Genomic DNA, 15,503 nt, shown 5'->3' on the forward strand with positions numbered 1-15,503 from the left:
GGAACACAACTGACCGGTCTACCAGGGGGTAGCCCATAGAAGTGGAAGACCAGCCGGTCGCTTCGCCAACCCGCCGGCGTGGGGAGGCTCTCCCGTGCCCGCACCTGCCGCCGTGCTGACCGGTCTCGGTTCCTGGTTGCCGACGAAAGTCCTGGACAACCACGAAATCGCCGCCCGGCTCGACACCTCGGACGAGTGGATCCGGACCCGCACCGGGATCCGCGAACGCCGCGTCGCGGGCCCGGACGAGTCCACTGTGGACCTCGCGGTCGGAGCGGGCCGCGAAGCGCTCGCGGGCGGCAAGGCCGACGCCGTCGTCCTCGCCACCTCCACGCCCGACCAGCCGTGCCCGGCCAGCGCCCCGCAGGTCGCCGCCCGGCTCGGGCTCGGCACGGCCGCGGCGTTCGACGTCAACGCCGTCTGCAGCGGCTTCGTCTACGCCCTCGCCACCGCGGCCGGGTTCATCGCGGGCGGCCTGGCCGAGCGCGTGCTCGTGATCGGCGCCGACACCTTCACCACGCTCATCGACCCCGGCGACCGCACCACCGTCCCGATCTTCGGCGACGGCGCCGGCGCGGTCCTCCTCCGCGCGGGTGACGCCGGCGAGCCGGGCGCGTTCGGCCCGTTCGACCTGCACAGCGAGGGCGAACACGCCGAGCTGCTGTGGGTCGAGGCCGGTGGCGCCCGGAAACGCCTCTCGGACACCCCGGCCGACCGCTTCCTCGCCATGCAGGGCACCGCCGTGTTCCGCCACGCCTGCGCGCGGATGGCGGAGTCGTCGCGCACGGTCCTGGACCGCGCGGGCTGGATGGTCGGCGACGTCGACCGCTTCGTCGGGCACCAGGCGAACATCCGGATCCTCCAGGCGACGGCGAAGCAGCTCGGCATGCCCGCCGACGCCGTCGTCGCCAACATCGACCGCGTCGGCAACACCAGCGCCGCGTCCATCCCGCTCGCACTGGCCGACGCCCGCGCCGACGGCACCCTCGTCCCCGGCCACCGCGTCCTGCTCAGCGCGTTCGGGGCGGGCCTGACCTGGGGTTCGACGGTGCTGCGCTGGCCGGATCTGGGTCAGCTCTGAGGGCCCGTCGTCCAGGTCGGCGTCGCCTCCTGGCGGCCGCGCAGCTCCAGCTCGCCGTGCTTCGCCCAGTGCGCGGCTTCGCCCGGTAGCGCCGCGGAGACAACGGCGTCGCTCGCGAGAACCCGCGACGGGACCGCCTTGGCGAGCTCGGTGAGCCGCGCGGCCTCGTTGACCGCGTCGCCGATCACCGTGTACTCGAGCCGGCTGCTGGAGCCGAGCTGCCCGGCGAACACCGGGCCGCTGGAGACGCCGATGCCGAGGTCGAGCTCGCCGGCCTCGCGCACCGCGTCCCGGATCGCCCGCGCCGCGGCCAGCGCGGCCGTCGGGGCGTCCGCGAGCCGCGTCGGCGCGCCGAAGATGCACAGCGCGGCGTCGCCCTGGAACTTGTTGACCAGCCCGCCGCGCGCGTTGACCGCGGAGACGACGGCGGCGAACAGCCGGTTCAGCTTCCCGACCAGTTCCTCCGGCGGAGTGCGGTAGGCCAGCGCGGTCGAGTCGACGACGTCGACGAACAACGCCGTGACCTCGCGGACGTCGCCCGACAGCGAAGCGCCGTACTCCAGGGCGTGCCGGGCGACGTCGGCGCCGACGTGCCGCCCGAACAGGTCCCGCATCCGCGCCTGCTCGCGCAGGCCGGAGGCGAGCTGGTTCACCGACGTCTGGAGCCGTCCGATCTCGCTGGCGTCGTCGACGTCGACCGTGACGTCGTTGTTGCCGCGCGCGATCTCGTCGAGGGCCACGCGCAGCCGGTGCAGCGGCGCCGCGACGGCCCGGGCCAGCAGGGCGGTGCCGATCGCGCCGACGGCGAGGCCGATGACCGACAGCATGATCAGGCTGGCCGTGTGGTCGCCCGAGCCCAGCTCCGGCGGCGTGGCGACGAGCAGCACGCCCACGAACGGGACGCCGCTGGCCAGCGCCCAGGTGACGACCAGCCGGGTCAGCACGGTGACCGGCAGCGAACCGCGCGGCGGCAGGACGTCCAGGGCGATGGTCATCACCGGCCGCGCCACCCACTCGGCCGCGAGGTAGGTGAGGCCGACCGTGGTGAGCCCGCCGAGCCCGATGACGGTGGCCATGCCGCCGGCGTCGTCGGCCGAGCCGAGCGTCCCGGCGAGCACGGTGAGGATGACCGTGCCGATCAGCCAGAGCGTGCCGCTGACCACGGCCATGTCGACCGGCAGCCGCAGCGCGCGGCGCGCCTCGCTCTCCGACGGCGGGCGGCCGAGCACGAACCAGATCGCGGTGCGGCGCTGCAGCCACGCCGTCCACAGCGTCCCGGCGAGCAGCGCGGCGGCGACGATCCCGGCCGCGGTGAGGCCGAGCACCCAGCCGCGGTCGCCGACGTCGTTCGGCAGCCCCTGCAGCACCAGCAGCAGGGCGACGACGCCGGAGCCGGCGACGCTCGAGCCGATGCCGAGCCCGGCGAAGCCCAGGCTGGTGCGCAACACCACGCGGACGTTCTTCACGGCGATCTTGCGCACGGCGTTGATCGTACGGCCGAAAATGCGTGGCCACCGCCGGTGGCCGCTGGTTACGGTGCGGATCATGGAGCCACTCGGCCAGGAGGAGATCCGGGCCTCGTTCGTCAACTGCACGCGCGGCGAAGCCAAGGGCGTGACGCTGCCCGCCCCGCCTTCGGAAATCCCATGGGACCGGCGGGAGTTCCTCGGCTGGCGCGACCCGAAGGCGCCGGCGCGCGCCTACCTCGTGCTGCCCTACGGCGGTGAGGTGATCGGGCTCGCCCTGCGCGCGGCGGCGCCCCCGAAGTCACGCCTGCGCAGCAACATCTGCGGCTTCTGCACGACCACCCACGGGCTCGCCGACATCACGCTGTTCTCGGCCAAGCGCGCCGGGAAGTCCGGCCGCGAGGGCAACACGCTGGGCACGTATGTGTGCGGGAACCTGGCGTGCAGCCAGTACCTCCGCGGCGAGCTGAAGTCCGACGTGCCCCAGCCGTACGAGACGCTCACGCTGGAGCAGCGCATCGCGCGGCTGGAGGAGAAGCTGCACAAGTTCGTGGCGCGGGTGCTGGAGTCCCGCTAGAAGCGGTACCGCACGATGTGCGCTGTCCGGGCCAGGGGCCGGAAGACCTTCAGCATCCGCAGCTGAAACCGGGTGATCGGGCCCACCTTGGCCAGGTCGTCCGGGGTCGCCCAGTGTGCGGCGTCCAATGAGGACTCCAGCGTGAGGCCGCAGCTTTCGAGCTCGCGCGGGTCGTCGACGCCCCAGTACAGCGTCGCGCCTGCCTTGCGCACCGGGGCGTTGAGCTTCTGGATCCTGATGGCGGTCCGGTTGAACAGGTCGCAGACCACCTGGCCGGACGGGAACTTCGCGGCCAGCCGGCGGAACAGCTCGGTGCCGGCCTCCGGTTTCAGGTACATCGTGAGGCCTTCGGCGACGATCAGCGCCGGCCGGTCCGACGGCACCTGGTCGAGCCACCCGAAGTCGGTCACGGACGAGCCGATGTGCGTCTGGTTCGGCGCCTGGTCGTAGAGCTTCTCGCGCAGCTCGATGACCTCGGGGTAGTCGACGTCGTACCAGTGGACGGTCTCCGGCGGCGCGAGGCGCTGGAACCGCGTGTCCAGGCCGCAGCCGAGGTGCAGCACGATCGCGTCCGGGTGGGCGCGCAGGTACCCGGCGGCCCAGTCGTCGATCGGCTTCGCGCGCAGGACGACCGAGATCGCGCGGTCGGGGGAGATGCCGATCTTGGTGAAGTCGTAGTCGATCCGGCGGACGGCGTCGTCGGCCGCCTGGTCGCCGAGGATCGGGTGGGGGCTGCGGTAGTCGAGCGCGCGGCCGTACAGGGTGGCCAGGTTGGTGGCCTTTTCTTCGGTGAAGCGGACCTTCTCCATCACGACCCCCAGAAGTTTCACAACGTTGTGAAAAGTCTAGCGCGGTTCGGGGTGGGCGGCGTAGTCGTGCGCGTAGGTCTTGGCGTCGACCAGGTGCTTGAGGGTCAGCTCCCGGGCGGCGGCGGGATCGGACCGGCGGATGGCGTCGAGGATGGCCCGGTGGTCGGCGACGGCCTTGCGGATCTGCCCGGGCAGCCGCAGCGCCGCCCGCCGCTCCTCGCCGACCAGGGCGAGCACGGACCGCAGCAGCCCGGACACGTCGTCGTTGCCGGCGTTCTGCGCGATCACCCGGTGGAACTCGGCGTCGGCGGCGATGACGTGCAGCATGTCGCCGTCCTCGGCGGCCTGCGCCATCTCGGCGACGTTGTCCTCGAGCCGGCTCACGGTTTTCGCGGTCGCGTGCCGGGCCAGCCGTTCGGCGAGCGTGGGTTCGACGGTCGCCCGCAGGTCGAAGAGCTTTTCGACGAGCTGGTCGTGCTCGGTGAACCAGGTCCGCAGCGGCTGTTCCTGCTGTTCGCGGACGTAGGTGCCGGAGCCGGCCCGGATCTGGACGTACCCGATGGAGTCGAGCACGCGCAGCGCCTGCCGCAGCGACCCGCGGCTGATCCCGAGCTCTTCGCAGAGAACGCGTTCGGCGGGCAGCCGGGAGCCGGGCGCCAGGTCGCCGGAGTCGATCCGCGCCCGCAGCCGGTCGACGGTCGCGCTCCAGACCTGCTCGGTGTCCACGGGCTCATCCTCTCAGCTCGCGGAACTGTCGGGGGTGGCTGCCATGATCACCGGCATGGAGATTCTGGGGTCCTGGGTCCGCGGCTGGGCGGTGTCGCGGGCCACGCCGGCACCGGTCGCCGAGCCCGACGGCTACCGCGTCGACGTCGGCCTGCCCGGCCACCGCGTGCGCTACCTGCTGCACTCGCCGGCGGCGGTGGCCGCGCGGGCCCGGACGGTGGCGGCGCCGGGCACGTGGCTGAAGACGTGCGGCGCGCGGTCGCCGGTCTTGGCGTCCCTGACACCGGCGTGGACAGCGGGGGAGACGGAGTACTTGATGGCCCGCGACGGCCCGATGCCGGCGGTGGGGCTTCCGTCGGGGTATGCGGTGACGGTGACCGGCGAAGGGCCGGTGTGGAAGGTCCTGGTGTCGTTCGGCGGCGACCCGGCCGCCCACGGCCAGGTCGCGGTGGCGTCCGGCGTCGCGGTGTTCGACAAGATCGAGACGGAGCCGGAGCACCGCCGCCGCGGCCTGGGCCGGGTGGTGATGCACCGGCTGGGCGAGGCGGCTTCCGCGTCGTCGAGCGTGCTGCTGGCCTCGGAGGCCGGCCGCGGGCTGTACACCGCACTCGGCTGGCACGTGGTATCCGAAGTCGTCCCTGCCCACGTCCCGGAAGGAGAGGCATGACAGCGCGCTTCAAGGACCTAGCCCTGGACGCGAACGACCACCAGGCCATGGCGGACTGGTGGTGCCGCGCCCTCGGCTACGTCCGCCGCGACTCGCTGACCGGCGACACCCGCCCGGACGACTGGCCGGTCCCGATCGTCGACCCGGCCGGCGAGGGGCCGCTGATCTGGCTCAACCCGGTCCCGGAGGCGAAGACGGTCAAGAACCGGATGCACCTGGACGTCTTCGGCGACCGGGCCGAACTGCTCGCCCTGGGCGCGACCCTGATCCGCGAGCGGGGTGGCGAGGTGGATTGGGACGTGCTGGCGGACCCGGAGGGCAACGAGTTCTGCGTCTTCACCCCGCGGTGACGGCCGGGCGCTACAAGGTCAGCCCCGGATCCCTCGCCAAGGTCGCGAGCTCCTCGGCGGTCAGCGGCAGCGGACCACGGACCCCGACCGTGCCGCCCAAGCTGACCACGACGTAGCTGCCGTCCGCCCGGAAGTCGGTCACGGTGATGCCGTGCTGCATCGTGCCCTCCCGGTCGGGGGTGTCCGCTTCCGACGTCATCAAGATCCCGCTGGTGCCGACGTCGGCGTAGCGGCAGGTCGTCGACGGAGTGATCTGGACCTTCATCTCCGCGCACAGCTGCCGCGGCTGGAACCGCGTCACCGGGTTGGTCGGCACGAACACCTCGACCGTGAGGGAGTAGCCGGTGGCTTCCGGCCCGCCGCGCTCGGTGATGGCCACCCCGCGCTGGCTGGTCGGCATGATGCCGCCGAAGTGGGCGGAAGTGAGTGAATCGCGCCGGATCGGTTCGGCGGGCGGCCGCATTTTCCGCAGGACCTCTTCGAGGTGCTCCGCGATCCGGGGGGCCTGGGCGCTGATCCGCGCGTCGGACGGCTGGACGATCTCGCCGGTGCCCGGCGGCCACCACCGTTCCCCGGCGGACGGCACGATCCGGGGCGCACCCCCGGGCGACGCCGGTTGCGCCGGGACGCCGGCCCGCGGGATGGCGACGGCGGCCACCGCGGCCGCCACCACCACACCGGCGCAGGCCAGCAGGATGGTCCGCCGCCGGTGCCGCCGTCGGGCGACCCGGGTGACGACTTCGTCGGGGTCGAAGCCCAGTGGCGGTTCGGTGCGCACGGCCGCGGTGAACTCGCGGGCCAGCATCTGCTCGTCCATCACAGCTCGCTTTCTGCCAGTGCATCCGGGAAGGCGCCGCGGAGCGTCCGCAACGCCCGGGTGGCCTGACTCCGGACCGTGCTCTCCGAACACCGCAGCTCCCGGGCCACTTCGGCGACCGGCAGGTCGCAGAAGTACCGCAGCACCAGCACCGCCCTCTGCCGAGGAGCGAGCGCCGCCAGCGCCGCGGCCAGTTCCGCACGCAGGCCGGCGTGCTGCTGGCGCACGGCCGGATCCGCCGCCGCGTCCTCGACGTCGGGCACCGCGTCGGTGTGCCGCTCGGACCGCCGCCACGGCCGCCGCCGTTCGTCGAGCCAGCAGCGGGTCAGCGTCTGCCGCGCGTAGCTCACCGGCCGGTCGGTGCCGCGGACCCGCGGCCACGCGCCGTACAGCTTGTGCAGCGTGGTCTGGACGAGGTCTTCGGCCAGGTGCCAGTCGCCGCACAGCAGGTAGCCGTAGCGGCGCAGCGGCACGGCGTTGTCCCTGGCGAACTCGCGAAACCGATCCTCGTCGGCTGCCCGCATCGGGCCTCCTTCATGTCAGGTACGGCTTCTTACGCGGCGGGCGGCCGGAGCGCTGCACCGCCGTGAGTGTCTGACCTGACACATCTGCGTCGCGGGAGCGGCCCACGGTGCTTAGGCTCCGCACGTGAATGCTTCATGACGTGGTGGCACGCGCTGATCGTCGTGGTCGCCGGGATCTGGGCGGGGACCATCAACGCCGTCGTGGGATCGGGGACGCTGGTCACCTTCCCCGTGCTCGTCGCGCTCGGCTACCCGCCCGTGACCGCCACCACCTCGAACGCGATCGGCCTCGCGCCCGGCACGCTCAGCGGTGCCTGGGGTTACCGGCACGAGCTCAAGGGCTACTGGCGGCAGACCGCCAAGTTCGCCGTCGCGTCGTTCTTCGGGGCCATCGGCGGCACCATCCTGCTGCTCTCGCTGCCGAAGGACGCCTTCGAGGCCGTCGTCCCGGTGCTCGTCGGCCTGGCCGTGGTCCTCGTGATCATCCAGCCGAAGGTGTCGAAGTGGGTCGCCGAGCGGCGCGAACAGAACGGAACCGAGCACAAACCCGGGCCGCTGCTGATGTTCTTCATCTTCCTGATCGGCGTCTACGGCGGGTACTTCACCGCCGCGCAGGGCGTGATGCTGATGGCCGTGATGGGGATGCTGCTGTCCGAGCCGCTGCAGAAGCTCAACGGCGTCAAGAACGTCCTCGCCGCCGTCGTCAACCTCGTCGCCGGGGTCATCTACGCGTTCGTCGCGCCGATCAGCTGGGCCGTCGTGCTGTGGCTGGCCGTCGGCTCGCTCGCCGGCGGCTTCCTCGGCGCGAAGATCGGCCGGAAGCTGCCGCCGGCGGTGCTGCGCGGCGTGATCGTGGTGATCGGCGTCGCCGCCGTCATCCAGCTGGTGGTCAAGCAGTTCGCGAGCTGAATTCGCGGGCGGCGGCCAGGAACAGGTCGTTCTCCTCGGGGGTCCCGATGGTCACGCGGACGCCTTCGCCGGCGAACGGGCGCACCACCAGCTTGCGGTCCAGCGCGTGCTCGGCGAACGGGACGGCCTGGTCACCGAGCGGCAGCCAGACGAAGTTCGCCTGCGTCTCCGGCACCCGGTACCCCGCCGCCAGCAGTGCCTCCCGCACGCGCCCGCGCTCGACGACGATGTCCTGGCAGCGGGCCAGGAGCTCGTCGGCCGCGTCGAGCGAGGCCAGCGCCGCCACCTGGGCCAGCATGTTCACCGAGAAGGCCACGTACACCTGGCGAAGCGCGTCGGCGATCGGCTCGGGCGCGACCGCGTAACCGACGCGAAGGCCCGCGAGGCCGTACGCCTTCGAGAACGTCCGGAGCACCATGACGTTCGACCGGCTGCGTGTGTACTCGACGCCGTCGGGCACGTCGGGGTCGGTGACGAACTCCTTGTACGCCTCGTCCAGCACGACCAGCACGTGCTCGGGCACGGCGGCCAGGAACCGCTCCAGCTCCGCGCGGCGCACCGCCGTCCCGGTCGGGTTGTTCGGGTTGCAGACGAAGACCACGCGCGTCCGGTCGGTGATCGCCGCGAGCATCGCGTCGAGGTCGAGCTCCTGGCCCTCGGTGATCGGCACCTTCACCGAGACGGCGTTCGCGACCTGCGTGACGATCGGGTACGCCTCGAAGGAGCGCCAGCCGAAGATGACCTCGTCGCCGGGCGCGCACACCGCCTGGATCGTCTGCTGGCACAGCGACACCGAGCCGCAGCCGATCGCGACGCGCTCCACCGGCACGTCCAGCTCACGCGCCAGCCGCTCGCGCAGCGCCTGCGAGCCGGTGTCCGGGTAGCGGTTGACCCCGGCCGCGGCCTCGGCGATCGCCTGCGCGACGCTCGGCAGCGCACCGCCGGGCACCTCGTTGCTCGCCAGCTTGATCGCGCCTTCGATCGTCCGGCCGGGGACGTATTTCGGCAACGATTCGAGATCGGCACGCGGGGACACGGACGGCATCTTCGGCGCTCCTGGAGATCGGCGGGACGACCCGCTCACCGTATCTTTTCCGTCGGCCGCCCCGCGACTCCCTTCTGGCGGACTGTGCCCGGGCCGGGCTTCCTCCCGTTCACCCGGAAGTGATTGAGTGAACCAATGACGTCGACCTCCACCGTGGATTACCAGCGCACCGACGGCGCCACCCTGCGCCTGACCTTTTCGGAACCCGAAGGCGCGCTACGCGGCGGCTTGGTGGTGCTCCACGAGGCCGACGGCGTCACCGAGGGCGTGAAACTGCTGCTCGCCAGCCTCGCCACGGAGGGCTGGCTGACCGTCACGCCGCACCTGGAGAACGAGGAACTCACCCAGCAGGACCTCCTGGAAGCGACCGACCGCACGCTCGCCTGGCTGGTCGAGCGGGGCGTCCAGGCCGACCTGCTCGGCGTGATGGGCTTCGACCTCGGCGGCACCGCGGCCCTCGTCGTCGCCTCACACCGCAGGCTCGGTGCGGCGGTCAGCGTCGGCGGGCAGCAGGCCGCCGAACTGCCCGCGCTGGTCGAGATCGCCGGGAAGCTCACCAGCCCGTGGCTCGGCATGTACGGCGACGCCGGCGACGAGGCGGGCGGCGCCGACGTCGAGCGCCTGCGCGACGCCGCCGCGTCGGCGAACGTCGCCACGAACGTCGTCCACTACCCGGGCGCGAACCACCGCTTCGACGCCGACCCGGGCGCGGCCGCGGAGGCCTGGCAGCGCACGTTGAACTGGTTCGACGCGCACCTGCGGTGAGTGTGGGCGGCGCACACTCTTCACCCCGGTTCCGTATCGGTTTCGACCACGGTGACTTCCTGATCCGAGGGATTAGGCTCGGGGCGTGACGCACACCGCCGACGCCCCCGAAGTGCTCTGGCGCCCCGAGCCGGGCCACGTTGCCGACACCAAGATCGAAGCCTTCCGCCGGTGGCTGCGCGCCGAGCGCGGCGTCGAGGTGGACGACTACCGCGCGCTGCACGAGTTCTCGGTCGAGCGCGGCCCGGACTTCTGGGCGGCGGTCGCGGACTTCCTCGGCGTCCGCTGGCACGACCAGCCCGGCGAGGTGCTCTCCGGTGAGATGCCGAACGCCGTCTGGTTCGACGGCGGCACCCTGAACTACGCCGAGCACGCGCTCACCCCGGGCGTCGCCGGTGCCGCGAAGGGTGACGACGAGACGGCGGTCGTCTTCCACCGCGAAGACGGCTTCGCGAGCCACCTGACGTACGGCGAGCTTCGCGCGCAGGTCGCCGCCGCCCGGGCCGCGTTCCTCGAACTGGGCGTCGGCAAGGGCGACCGGGTCGTCGCGCTCGCGCCGAACTGCCCGCAGACGCTGGTCGCGTTCCTCGCCGCGGCGAGCATCGGGGCCATCTGGTCGTCGTGCTCGCCGGACTTCGGCGTCCGCGCGGTCGCGGACCGCTTCGTGCAGATCGAGCCGAAGGTGCTCTTCGCGGTCAACGCCTACGCGTACAACGGCCGCCAGTTCGACATCCGCACGACGATCGCCGACCTCCAGGCGCAGCTGCCGTCGCTGGCCGCGACCGTGCTCGTCGAGTACGTCGGCGAAGGCCGGATGGACGGCGCCCTCGACTGGGACGGGCTGCTCGCGAAGCACGCAGGCGCGCCGCTGCTGTTCGAGCCGGTCGAGTTCGCGCATCCGCTGTGGGTGCTCTACTCCTCCGGCACCACCGGCCTGCCGAAGGGCATCGTGCACGGCCACGGCGGCATCACCCTCGAACACCTCAAGGCCCTCGCGCTGCAGACCGACCTCGGGCCCGGCGACCGGTTCTTCTGGTTCAGCACCACCGGCTGGATGATGTGGAACTTCCTCATCTCCGGCCTGCTGGTCGGCATCACGATCGTGCTCTACGACGGCAGCCCGGGCTTCCCGGACCTGAACGCGCTCTGGCACCTGGCCGAGCAGCACCGCGTGACCTACTTCGGCACGTCGGCGCCGTTCATCCAGAGCTGCCTCAAGGCCGGCCTCAAGCCAGCCGAGCGCTACGACCTGACCGGGCTGCGCGCGCTCGGCTCCACCGGCGCGCCGCTGAGCGTCGAAGGTTTCCGGTGGATCGCGAACGAGGTCGGTTCGCAGGTCCAGATCTGCTCCGTGTCCGGCGGCACCGACCTGTGCGCGGCGTTCGTCGCGTCGGCGCCCGACGTGCCGGTCTGGCTGGGCGAGCTGTCCTGCCCCGCGCTGGGTGCCGCGGTCAACGCGTTCGACGAGGCGGGCCACGCCGTCGTCGAGGAGGTCGGCGAGCTGGTCATCACCAAGCCGATGCCGTCGATGCCGGTGTTCTTCTGGAACGACCCCGACGGCTCGCGCCTGCGGGAGGCCTACTTCGAGATGTACCCGGGGCTGTGGCGCCACGGCGACTGGATCCGGATCACGAACCGCGGCTCCGCGGTGATCTACGGCCGCAGCGACTCGACGCTCAACCGCGGCGGCGTCCGGATGGGCACGGCCGAGTTCTACCGGGTCGTCGAGGGCTACGACGAGATCGCGGATTCCCTGGTCGTGGACACCTCGGCGGCCGGGAACGAGGACGGGCAGCTGATCTGTTTCGTGGTGTTGGCCGGCGGCGTCGCACTCGAAGACGTCGAGCCGCGCCTGCGCAAGGAGCTCCGTAGCGCGCTGTCACCGCGCCATGTACCCGATCGGTTCGTCGTGGTCTCCGAGATACCTCGTACCTTGAACGGTAAAAAGTGTGAGGTACCGGTGAAGAAGATCCTCGCCGGAGTGGCTCCCGACCGGGCCGTCAGCCGCGACGCGCTGGCCAACCCGGCGGCACTGGCGCCGTTCGTGGAGCTCGCCGGGGGGTAGATGGGGGGAAGCATGATCAGCCACGTCGGGTTGTACGGGTGGTGACGGGGACACGCGCGCAGATCACCTGGAAGGTGGCGGGGGCCACCACGGTGGGGGTGATCACCTGGGTGACCCGGCTGGCCGGGCTGCTGACCCTGGGCTCGGTCCTGATCCCGGCCGGGCGGCGCAGCCTGCGCGGGCACCTGGCCGAGTGGCTCGAGCTGCCGCAGGAGGCCACCGTCGCGGCGGCGACGGTGGCGCTGGTCATGGGCGTGCTGCTGGTGCTGCTGGCCGCGGGGCTCCGGCGGCGCAAGCGCCGGGCCTGGCAGCTGGCCGTCGGCGCGACGGTGCTGCTCACGATGTCGCACCTCGGGCTGAAGCACGTCTTCGGCGCCGGCCTGGTGTCGGTGCTGCTGCTGGTGGGCCTGATCGCCAACCGGCGCTACTTCGTGGCGAAGCCGGACCCGGTGGTCGGGCGCTGGCGGGCCGTGCGCGTGTTCGTCCAGCTGGCGCTGGCCGGGTTCGTGATCAACGCCATCCTGCTGTCCGTGGCCCCGCGGGCGGCGCTGGAGCCGATGGGCTTCGGCGACCGGCTCGCGGAGTCCGCGCTCGCACTGGTCGGGGTCAGCGGGCCCGCGGTGTTCCACCAAATGTGGCTGGAGGACCTGGTCGCGGCCGTCGGCCTGCTGTTCGGCCTCGCCGCGGTCCTGGTTTCGGCGTACTTCCTGCTGCGCTCGGCCGAGCCCGCGCCGCGGCTGACCGACGAGGAGGTCGAGCGGCTGCGCCGGCTCCTGGACGAGCACGGCGAGCGCGACTCGCTCGGCTACTTCGCGCTGCGGCGGGACAAGTTCGCGGTGTTCTCGAAGACGGGCAAGGCCGCGGTCACGTATCGCGTGATCGCGGGGGTCGCGCTGTGCTCGGCCGACCCGCTGGGCGACCACGAGGCCTGGCCGGGCGCGATCGAGGAGTACCTGGAGGTTTGCCGCCGCGGCGGCTGGGTCCCGGCGGCGATGGGCGTCTCGGAGCTCGGCGCGACGGTCTGGGCCCGGTTCGGCCTGGAGGTCCTGGAGATCGGCGACGAAGCCGTCGTCGACGCGGCCGCGTTCACCCTGGAGGGCCGCACCATGCGCGGCGTCCGCCAGGCGGCGGCCCGCACGAAGCGAGCGGGCTACAAGGTGCTGGTGCGCCGGGCCGAGGACCTGCGGCCGGGGGAGCTGGCCGAGCTGGAGGTCCTGGCGGCCAACTGGCGCGGCACGGACACCGAGCGCGGCTTCTCGATGGCGCTGGGCCGCATGGGCGACCCGGGATCCGTGCTGGTGACGGCGGAGCAGGGCGGCCGCGTCCGCGGCGTGCTCCAGTTCGTGCCGTGGGGCGAAACGGGCCTCTCGCTCGACGTCATGCGCCGCGACCGGACGGCGGACAACGGCGTCAACGAGCTGATGATCTCGGAGCTCCTGCTGTCGGCGGGCCGCCACGGCGTCACGCAGGTCTCGCTGAACTTCGCGGCGTTCCGCGCGCTGATGGAGCAGGGGCAGCGCATCGGCGCGGGGCCGGTCGCCCGCCTGTCGGCGAAGGTCCTGCACTTCTTCTCGCGCTGGATCCAGATCGAGACGCTGTACCGCTTCAACGCGAAGTTCCAGCCGCGCTGGGTGCCCCGCTACCTGGTGTACCCGGGGGTGCGCGAGCTGCCCCGGGTGGGCATCGCGACGTTCGAGGCGGAGGGCCTCGGCGGCCGCTCTCCGCGGCTGCTCAGGCTGCTGCAGCGGGCATAAGGGGGGTCCCGTTAGGGGGTGATCGAGGGGTGTGTAACCTATCTGAGCAGTGGTCGTTGGGCCCAGGAGGCTTCGCCTAGTCTGGTCTATGGCGCCGCACTGCTAATGCGGTTGGGGGTAACCCCCCCTCCCGGGTTCAAATCCCGGAGCCTCCGCTGGTACTCGGTTCGCCGGGTGCTAGGTTACAACTGAACACGCGCCCGTAGCTCAGCTGGATAGAGCATCTGACTACGGATCAGAAGGTCAGGGGTTCGAATCCCTTCGGGCGCACGTCTGGTTGAGACAGCAGTACCGAGCAGGGCCTCGTTTCCGGTGGGAGACGAGGCCCTGCTCGCGTCTGCGGTGTCTACAGAGGACGCGACCGCTCAGGGACCCGGTGGCGGGCCTTCCTTGACCGGGATCTTCGCGCCGCGCTTGGAGAACGCCACCCAGAGGACGAACGGCACGACCAGCGCCGCGACCCCCAGCCAGACCCACACGAACGGCTCGTTCAAGGGAAACTTGATCAGCACCGCGATGATCGCCGCTACGAAGATCACCGCGGTGCCCACGGCGCTCCCCTTGGACAGTCTCTTCCGCTGCATCGGCATCACTCCCCAGTGAGAACTTTCCTGGCTTTCTGCTACCCGGTGATCGATCCACCGAAACGCCTCCGGACCTGCCACAGGGCAAGGCAGCGGCCGCCTGGACGCCCTCAGAAGTTCTTCTTGGACACCGTCCACGGGTACCTGGACGCGAGTCCGGACGAGTCCAGGATGTAAGCGCGCGCCGTCGCGTTGCCGTTGAGGACCATGTCGAGGAACTGGACGACCGTCGTCATGCCGTCCGACATCTGGTTGCCGGTGATGAAGCCGGTGTGCCCGGCGTGGGGGTGCACCGCCAGCACGGCGGGCACGGTGACCAAGTCGTAGTTGGCCCGGGTGTTGTCGTAGGCGATGTCGGACGGACCGCCGGCCATGAACAAGGTCGGTGAGTGGAGGCGGCCCAGCTCGGCTCGGGAGTAGCCGAAGGAGCCGTCGGCGAAGAAGCCGCTGTCGAGCGAGACGGCGGCGGAGACCCGGCTGTCCTGTGCGGCGACCAAGGCCTCGAGGCCACCGCACGAGTGGCCCGCGGTGGCCACCTTCGTCAGGTCGAGCCGCTGCGACAGCGGTGCCCCGGACCGGTTCTGCTCCCGCTCCGCCCACGTGATCGCCCCGGTCAGCAGGGACGGGATGGGGGAGCCGCTCGGCACGCCGTTGGCCGAGCCGTTCGCCGATCCGGTGTCCACCACGACGAAGCCCTTCGACGCGATGAACGTCAACGCGCGGGTGACCTCGCTGTTGTCCGTGTGCGCGCAGGCGCCGTTGCCGAACGCCAGCACCGGCATCGGCGCACCCACCGCCTGCGGGTTCGACGGCCGGAACACGGTGTACCGGTTGTCGCCGTACGCCGCCTCCCGGGTGACCGGGAAGTTGTTGTTCACCGCCGGATTGCCCTCCGCGGGCGGGGTCGGTGCCGAGCCGTTGCACGCCACGCCGTTCAGCGTGAACGCCGACGGGGAGCTGGCGCTGCTGCCCGACGTGGCGTTGAAACCGAAGGAAACCGTCCCGCCCGTGGCGACGGCGCCGTTCCACGACGCGTTGGTCACCGACACCTGGGCGCCCGACTGCGTGGGGGTACCGTTCCACAGCTGGGTGATCCGCTCGTCGCCGGAAAACGTCCACGCCACCTGCCAGCCGTTCACCGGGCTGCCGAGGTTCGTCACCGCCACGGCGGCGCCGAACCCGCCTTGCCACTGGGAACCGATCGTGTAGTCGACCCGGCATCCGGCGTCGGCCTCCGTCGCGGCCGCCGCCGTACCGGTCACCGCAGGCGCGGCCGTCACAGCCATGGCCGTCATGACCGCCGCGGTTCGCCGGAAACGGGAATTCGTTGCGCGCAAGATGATCTCCTCTTCGATGAGGGTGGC

At 71.7% G+C, this 15,503-nt stretch carries 16 protein-coding genes and 2 tRNA genes; 10 read left to right on the plus strand and 8 right to left on the minus strand.

The genetic code is table 11. The features are described 5' to 3' along the window. Positions 1–94: 94 nt before the first annotated feature. Positions 95–1,081 (plus strand): beta-ketoacyl-ACP synthase III, encoded by a 987-nt coding sequence (locus ACFPLC_RS15690; protein ID WP_378197162.1) that lies wholly within the window; start codon positions 95–97, stop codon positions 1,079–1,081. Here ACFPLC_RS15690 and ACFPLC_RS15695 read toward each other — a convergent pair. Then, a complete protein-coding gene (locus ACFPLC_RS15695) occupies positions 1,072–2,562 on the minus strand; it encodes an adenylate/guanylate cyclase domain-containing protein (RefSeq protein WP_378197159.1) in 1,491 nt (496 codons plus the stop codon). The two genes, ACFPLC_RS15690 and ACFPLC_RS15695, sit on opposite strands and share 10 nt — an antisense overlap. Positions 2,563–2,626: 64 nt before the next feature. Here ACFPLC_RS15695 and ACFPLC_RS15700 point away from each other — a divergent pair, with 64 nt between their 5' ends. Further along, positions 2,627–3,124: an FBP domain-containing protein gene (locus ACFPLC_RS15700; RefSeq protein ID WP_378197156.1), complete on the plus strand. Its 498-nt coding sequence runs from the start codon at positions 2,627–2,629 to the stop codon at positions 3,122–3,124. Here ACFPLC_RS15700 and ACFPLC_RS15705 read toward each other — a convergent pair. Further along, positions 3,121–3,954, minus strand: a complete 834-nt coding sequence (locus tag ACFPLC_RS15705; protein ID WP_378197153.1) for a class I SAM-dependent methyltransferase — start codon at positions 3,952–3,954, stop codon at positions 3,121–3,123. The genes ACFPLC_RS15700 and ACFPLC_RS15705 overlap by 4 nt on opposite strands. A 15-nt stretch (positions 3,955–3,969) precedes the next feature. Next, complete coding sequence (locus ACFPLC_RS15710; RefSeq protein WP_378197150.1) at positions 3,970–4,659, minus strand: FadR/GntR family transcriptional regulator; 690 nt, start codon at positions 4,657–4,659, stop codon at positions 3,970–3,972. Positions 4,660–4,702: 43 nt separating this feature from the next. Here ACFPLC_RS15710 and ACFPLC_RS15715 point away from each other — a divergent pair, with 43 nt between their 5' ends. Both ACFPLC_RS15715 and ACFPLC_RS15720 read left to right on the plus strand, forming a co-directional pair. Continuing rightward, positions 4,703–5,326: a GNAT family N-acetyltransferase gene (locus ACFPLC_RS15715; RefSeq protein WP_378197147.1), complete on the plus strand. Its 624-nt coding sequence runs from the start codon at positions 4,703–4,705 to the stop codon at positions 5,324–5,326. Further along, positions 5,323–5,676, plus strand: coding sequence for a VOC family protein (locus ACFPLC_RS15720; RefSeq protein WP_378197145.1), 354 nt, complete (start codon positions 5,323–5,325; stop codon positions 5,674–5,676). The genes ACFPLC_RS15715 and ACFPLC_RS15720 overlap by 4 nt, the downstream gene beginning before the upstream one ends. Before the next feature lie 10 nt (positions 5,677–5,686). Here the strand turns inward: ACFPLC_RS15720 and ACFPLC_RS15725 are convergent, their stop codons facing one another. Together ACFPLC_RS15725 and ACFPLC_RS15730 are read right to left on the minus strand one after the other, a co-directional pair. Then, positions 5,687–6,493: a hypothetical protein gene (locus ACFPLC_RS15725; RefSeq protein WP_378197142.1), complete on the minus strand. Its 807-nt coding sequence runs from the start codon at positions 6,491–6,493 to the stop codon at positions 5,687–5,689. Beyond that, positions 6,493–7,017: an RNA polymerase sigma factor gene (locus ACFPLC_RS15730; protein ID WP_378197139.1), complete on the minus strand. Its 525-nt coding sequence runs from the start codon at positions 7,015–7,017 to the stop codon at positions 6,493–6,495. Before ACFPLC_RS15730 ends, ACFPLC_RS15725 begins: the two co-directional genes overlap by 1 nt. A gap of 135 nt (positions 7,018–7,152) precedes the next feature. Here ACFPLC_RS15730 and ACFPLC_RS15735 point away from each other — a divergent pair, with 135 nt between their 5' ends. Next, positions 7,153–7,926: a sulfite exporter TauE/SafE family protein gene (locus tag ACFPLC_RS15735; protein ID WP_378197136.1), complete on the plus strand. Its 774-nt coding sequence runs from the start codon at positions 7,153–7,155 to the stop codon at positions 7,924–7,926. Here the strand turns inward: ACFPLC_RS15735 and hisC are convergent. Continuing rightward, a complete protein-coding gene (gene hisC / locus ACFPLC_RS15740; protein ID WP_378197133.1) occupies positions 7,907–8,971 on the minus strand; it encodes a histidinol-phosphate transaminase in 1,065 nt (354 codons plus the stop codon). The two genes, ACFPLC_RS15735 and hisC, sit on opposite strands and share 20 nt — an antisense overlap. Before the next feature lie 135 nt (positions 8,972–9,106). Here hisC and ACFPLC_RS15745 point away from each other — a divergent pair, with 135 nt between their 5' ends. The 5 genes from ACFPLC_RS15745 (at position 9,107) to ACFPLC_RS15765 (ending at position 13,825) form a co-directional block, all read left to right on the plus strand. Continuing rightward, positions 9,107–9,736: a dienelactone hydrolase family protein gene (locus ACFPLC_RS15745; protein ID WP_191309078.1), complete on the plus strand. Its 630-nt coding sequence runs from the start codon at positions 9,107–9,109 to the stop codon at positions 9,734–9,736. 85 nt (positions 9,737–9,821) lie between these two features. After that, positions 9,822–11,801, plus strand: coding sequence for an acetoacetate--CoA ligase (locus ACFPLC_RS15750; RefSeq protein ID WP_378197130.1), 1,980 nt, complete (start codon positions 9,822–9,824; stop codon positions 11,799–11,801). Between the two features lie 38 nt (positions 11,802–11,839). Next, positions 11,840–13,555 (plus strand): phosphatidylglycerol lysyltransferase domain-containing protein, encoded by a 1,716-nt coding sequence (locus tag ACFPLC_RS15755; RefSeq protein WP_378197127.1) that lies wholly within the window; start codon positions 11,840–11,842, stop codon positions 13,553–13,555. A 65-nt stretch (positions 13,556–13,620) separates the two neighbouring features. Next, positions 13,621–13,710: transfer RNA gene (locus ACFPLC_RS15760), tRNA-Ser, on the plus strand. A 41-nt stretch (positions 13,711–13,751) separates the two neighbouring features. Next, positions 13,752–13,825: transfer RNA gene (locus ACFPLC_RS15765), tRNA-Arg, on the plus strand. A gap of 95 nt (positions 13,826–13,920) precedes the next feature. On the opposite strand, the gene ACFPLC_RS15770 is transcribed toward ACFPLC_RS15765, so the two are convergent. After that, positions 13,921–14,139: a hypothetical protein gene (locus tag ACFPLC_RS15770; protein WP_378197124.1), complete on the minus strand. Its 219-nt coding sequence runs from the start codon at positions 14,137–14,139 to the stop codon at positions 13,921–13,923. 110 nt (positions 14,140–14,249) lie between these two features. Beyond that, positions 14,250–15,434 (minus strand): cellulose binding domain-containing protein, encoded by a 1,185-nt coding sequence (locus ACFPLC_RS15775; protein WP_378197121.1) that lies wholly within the window; start codon positions 15,432–15,434, stop codon positions 14,250–14,252. Between the last annotated feature and the right edge of the window lie 69 nt (positions 15,435–15,503).

This window comes from Amycolatopsis plumensis (assembly GCF_042652605.1).
In the GTDB taxonomy this organism is placed as follows: domain Bacteria; phylum Actinomycetota; class Actinomycetes; order Mycobacteriales; family Pseudonocardiaceae; genus Amycolatopsis; species Amycolatopsis plumensis.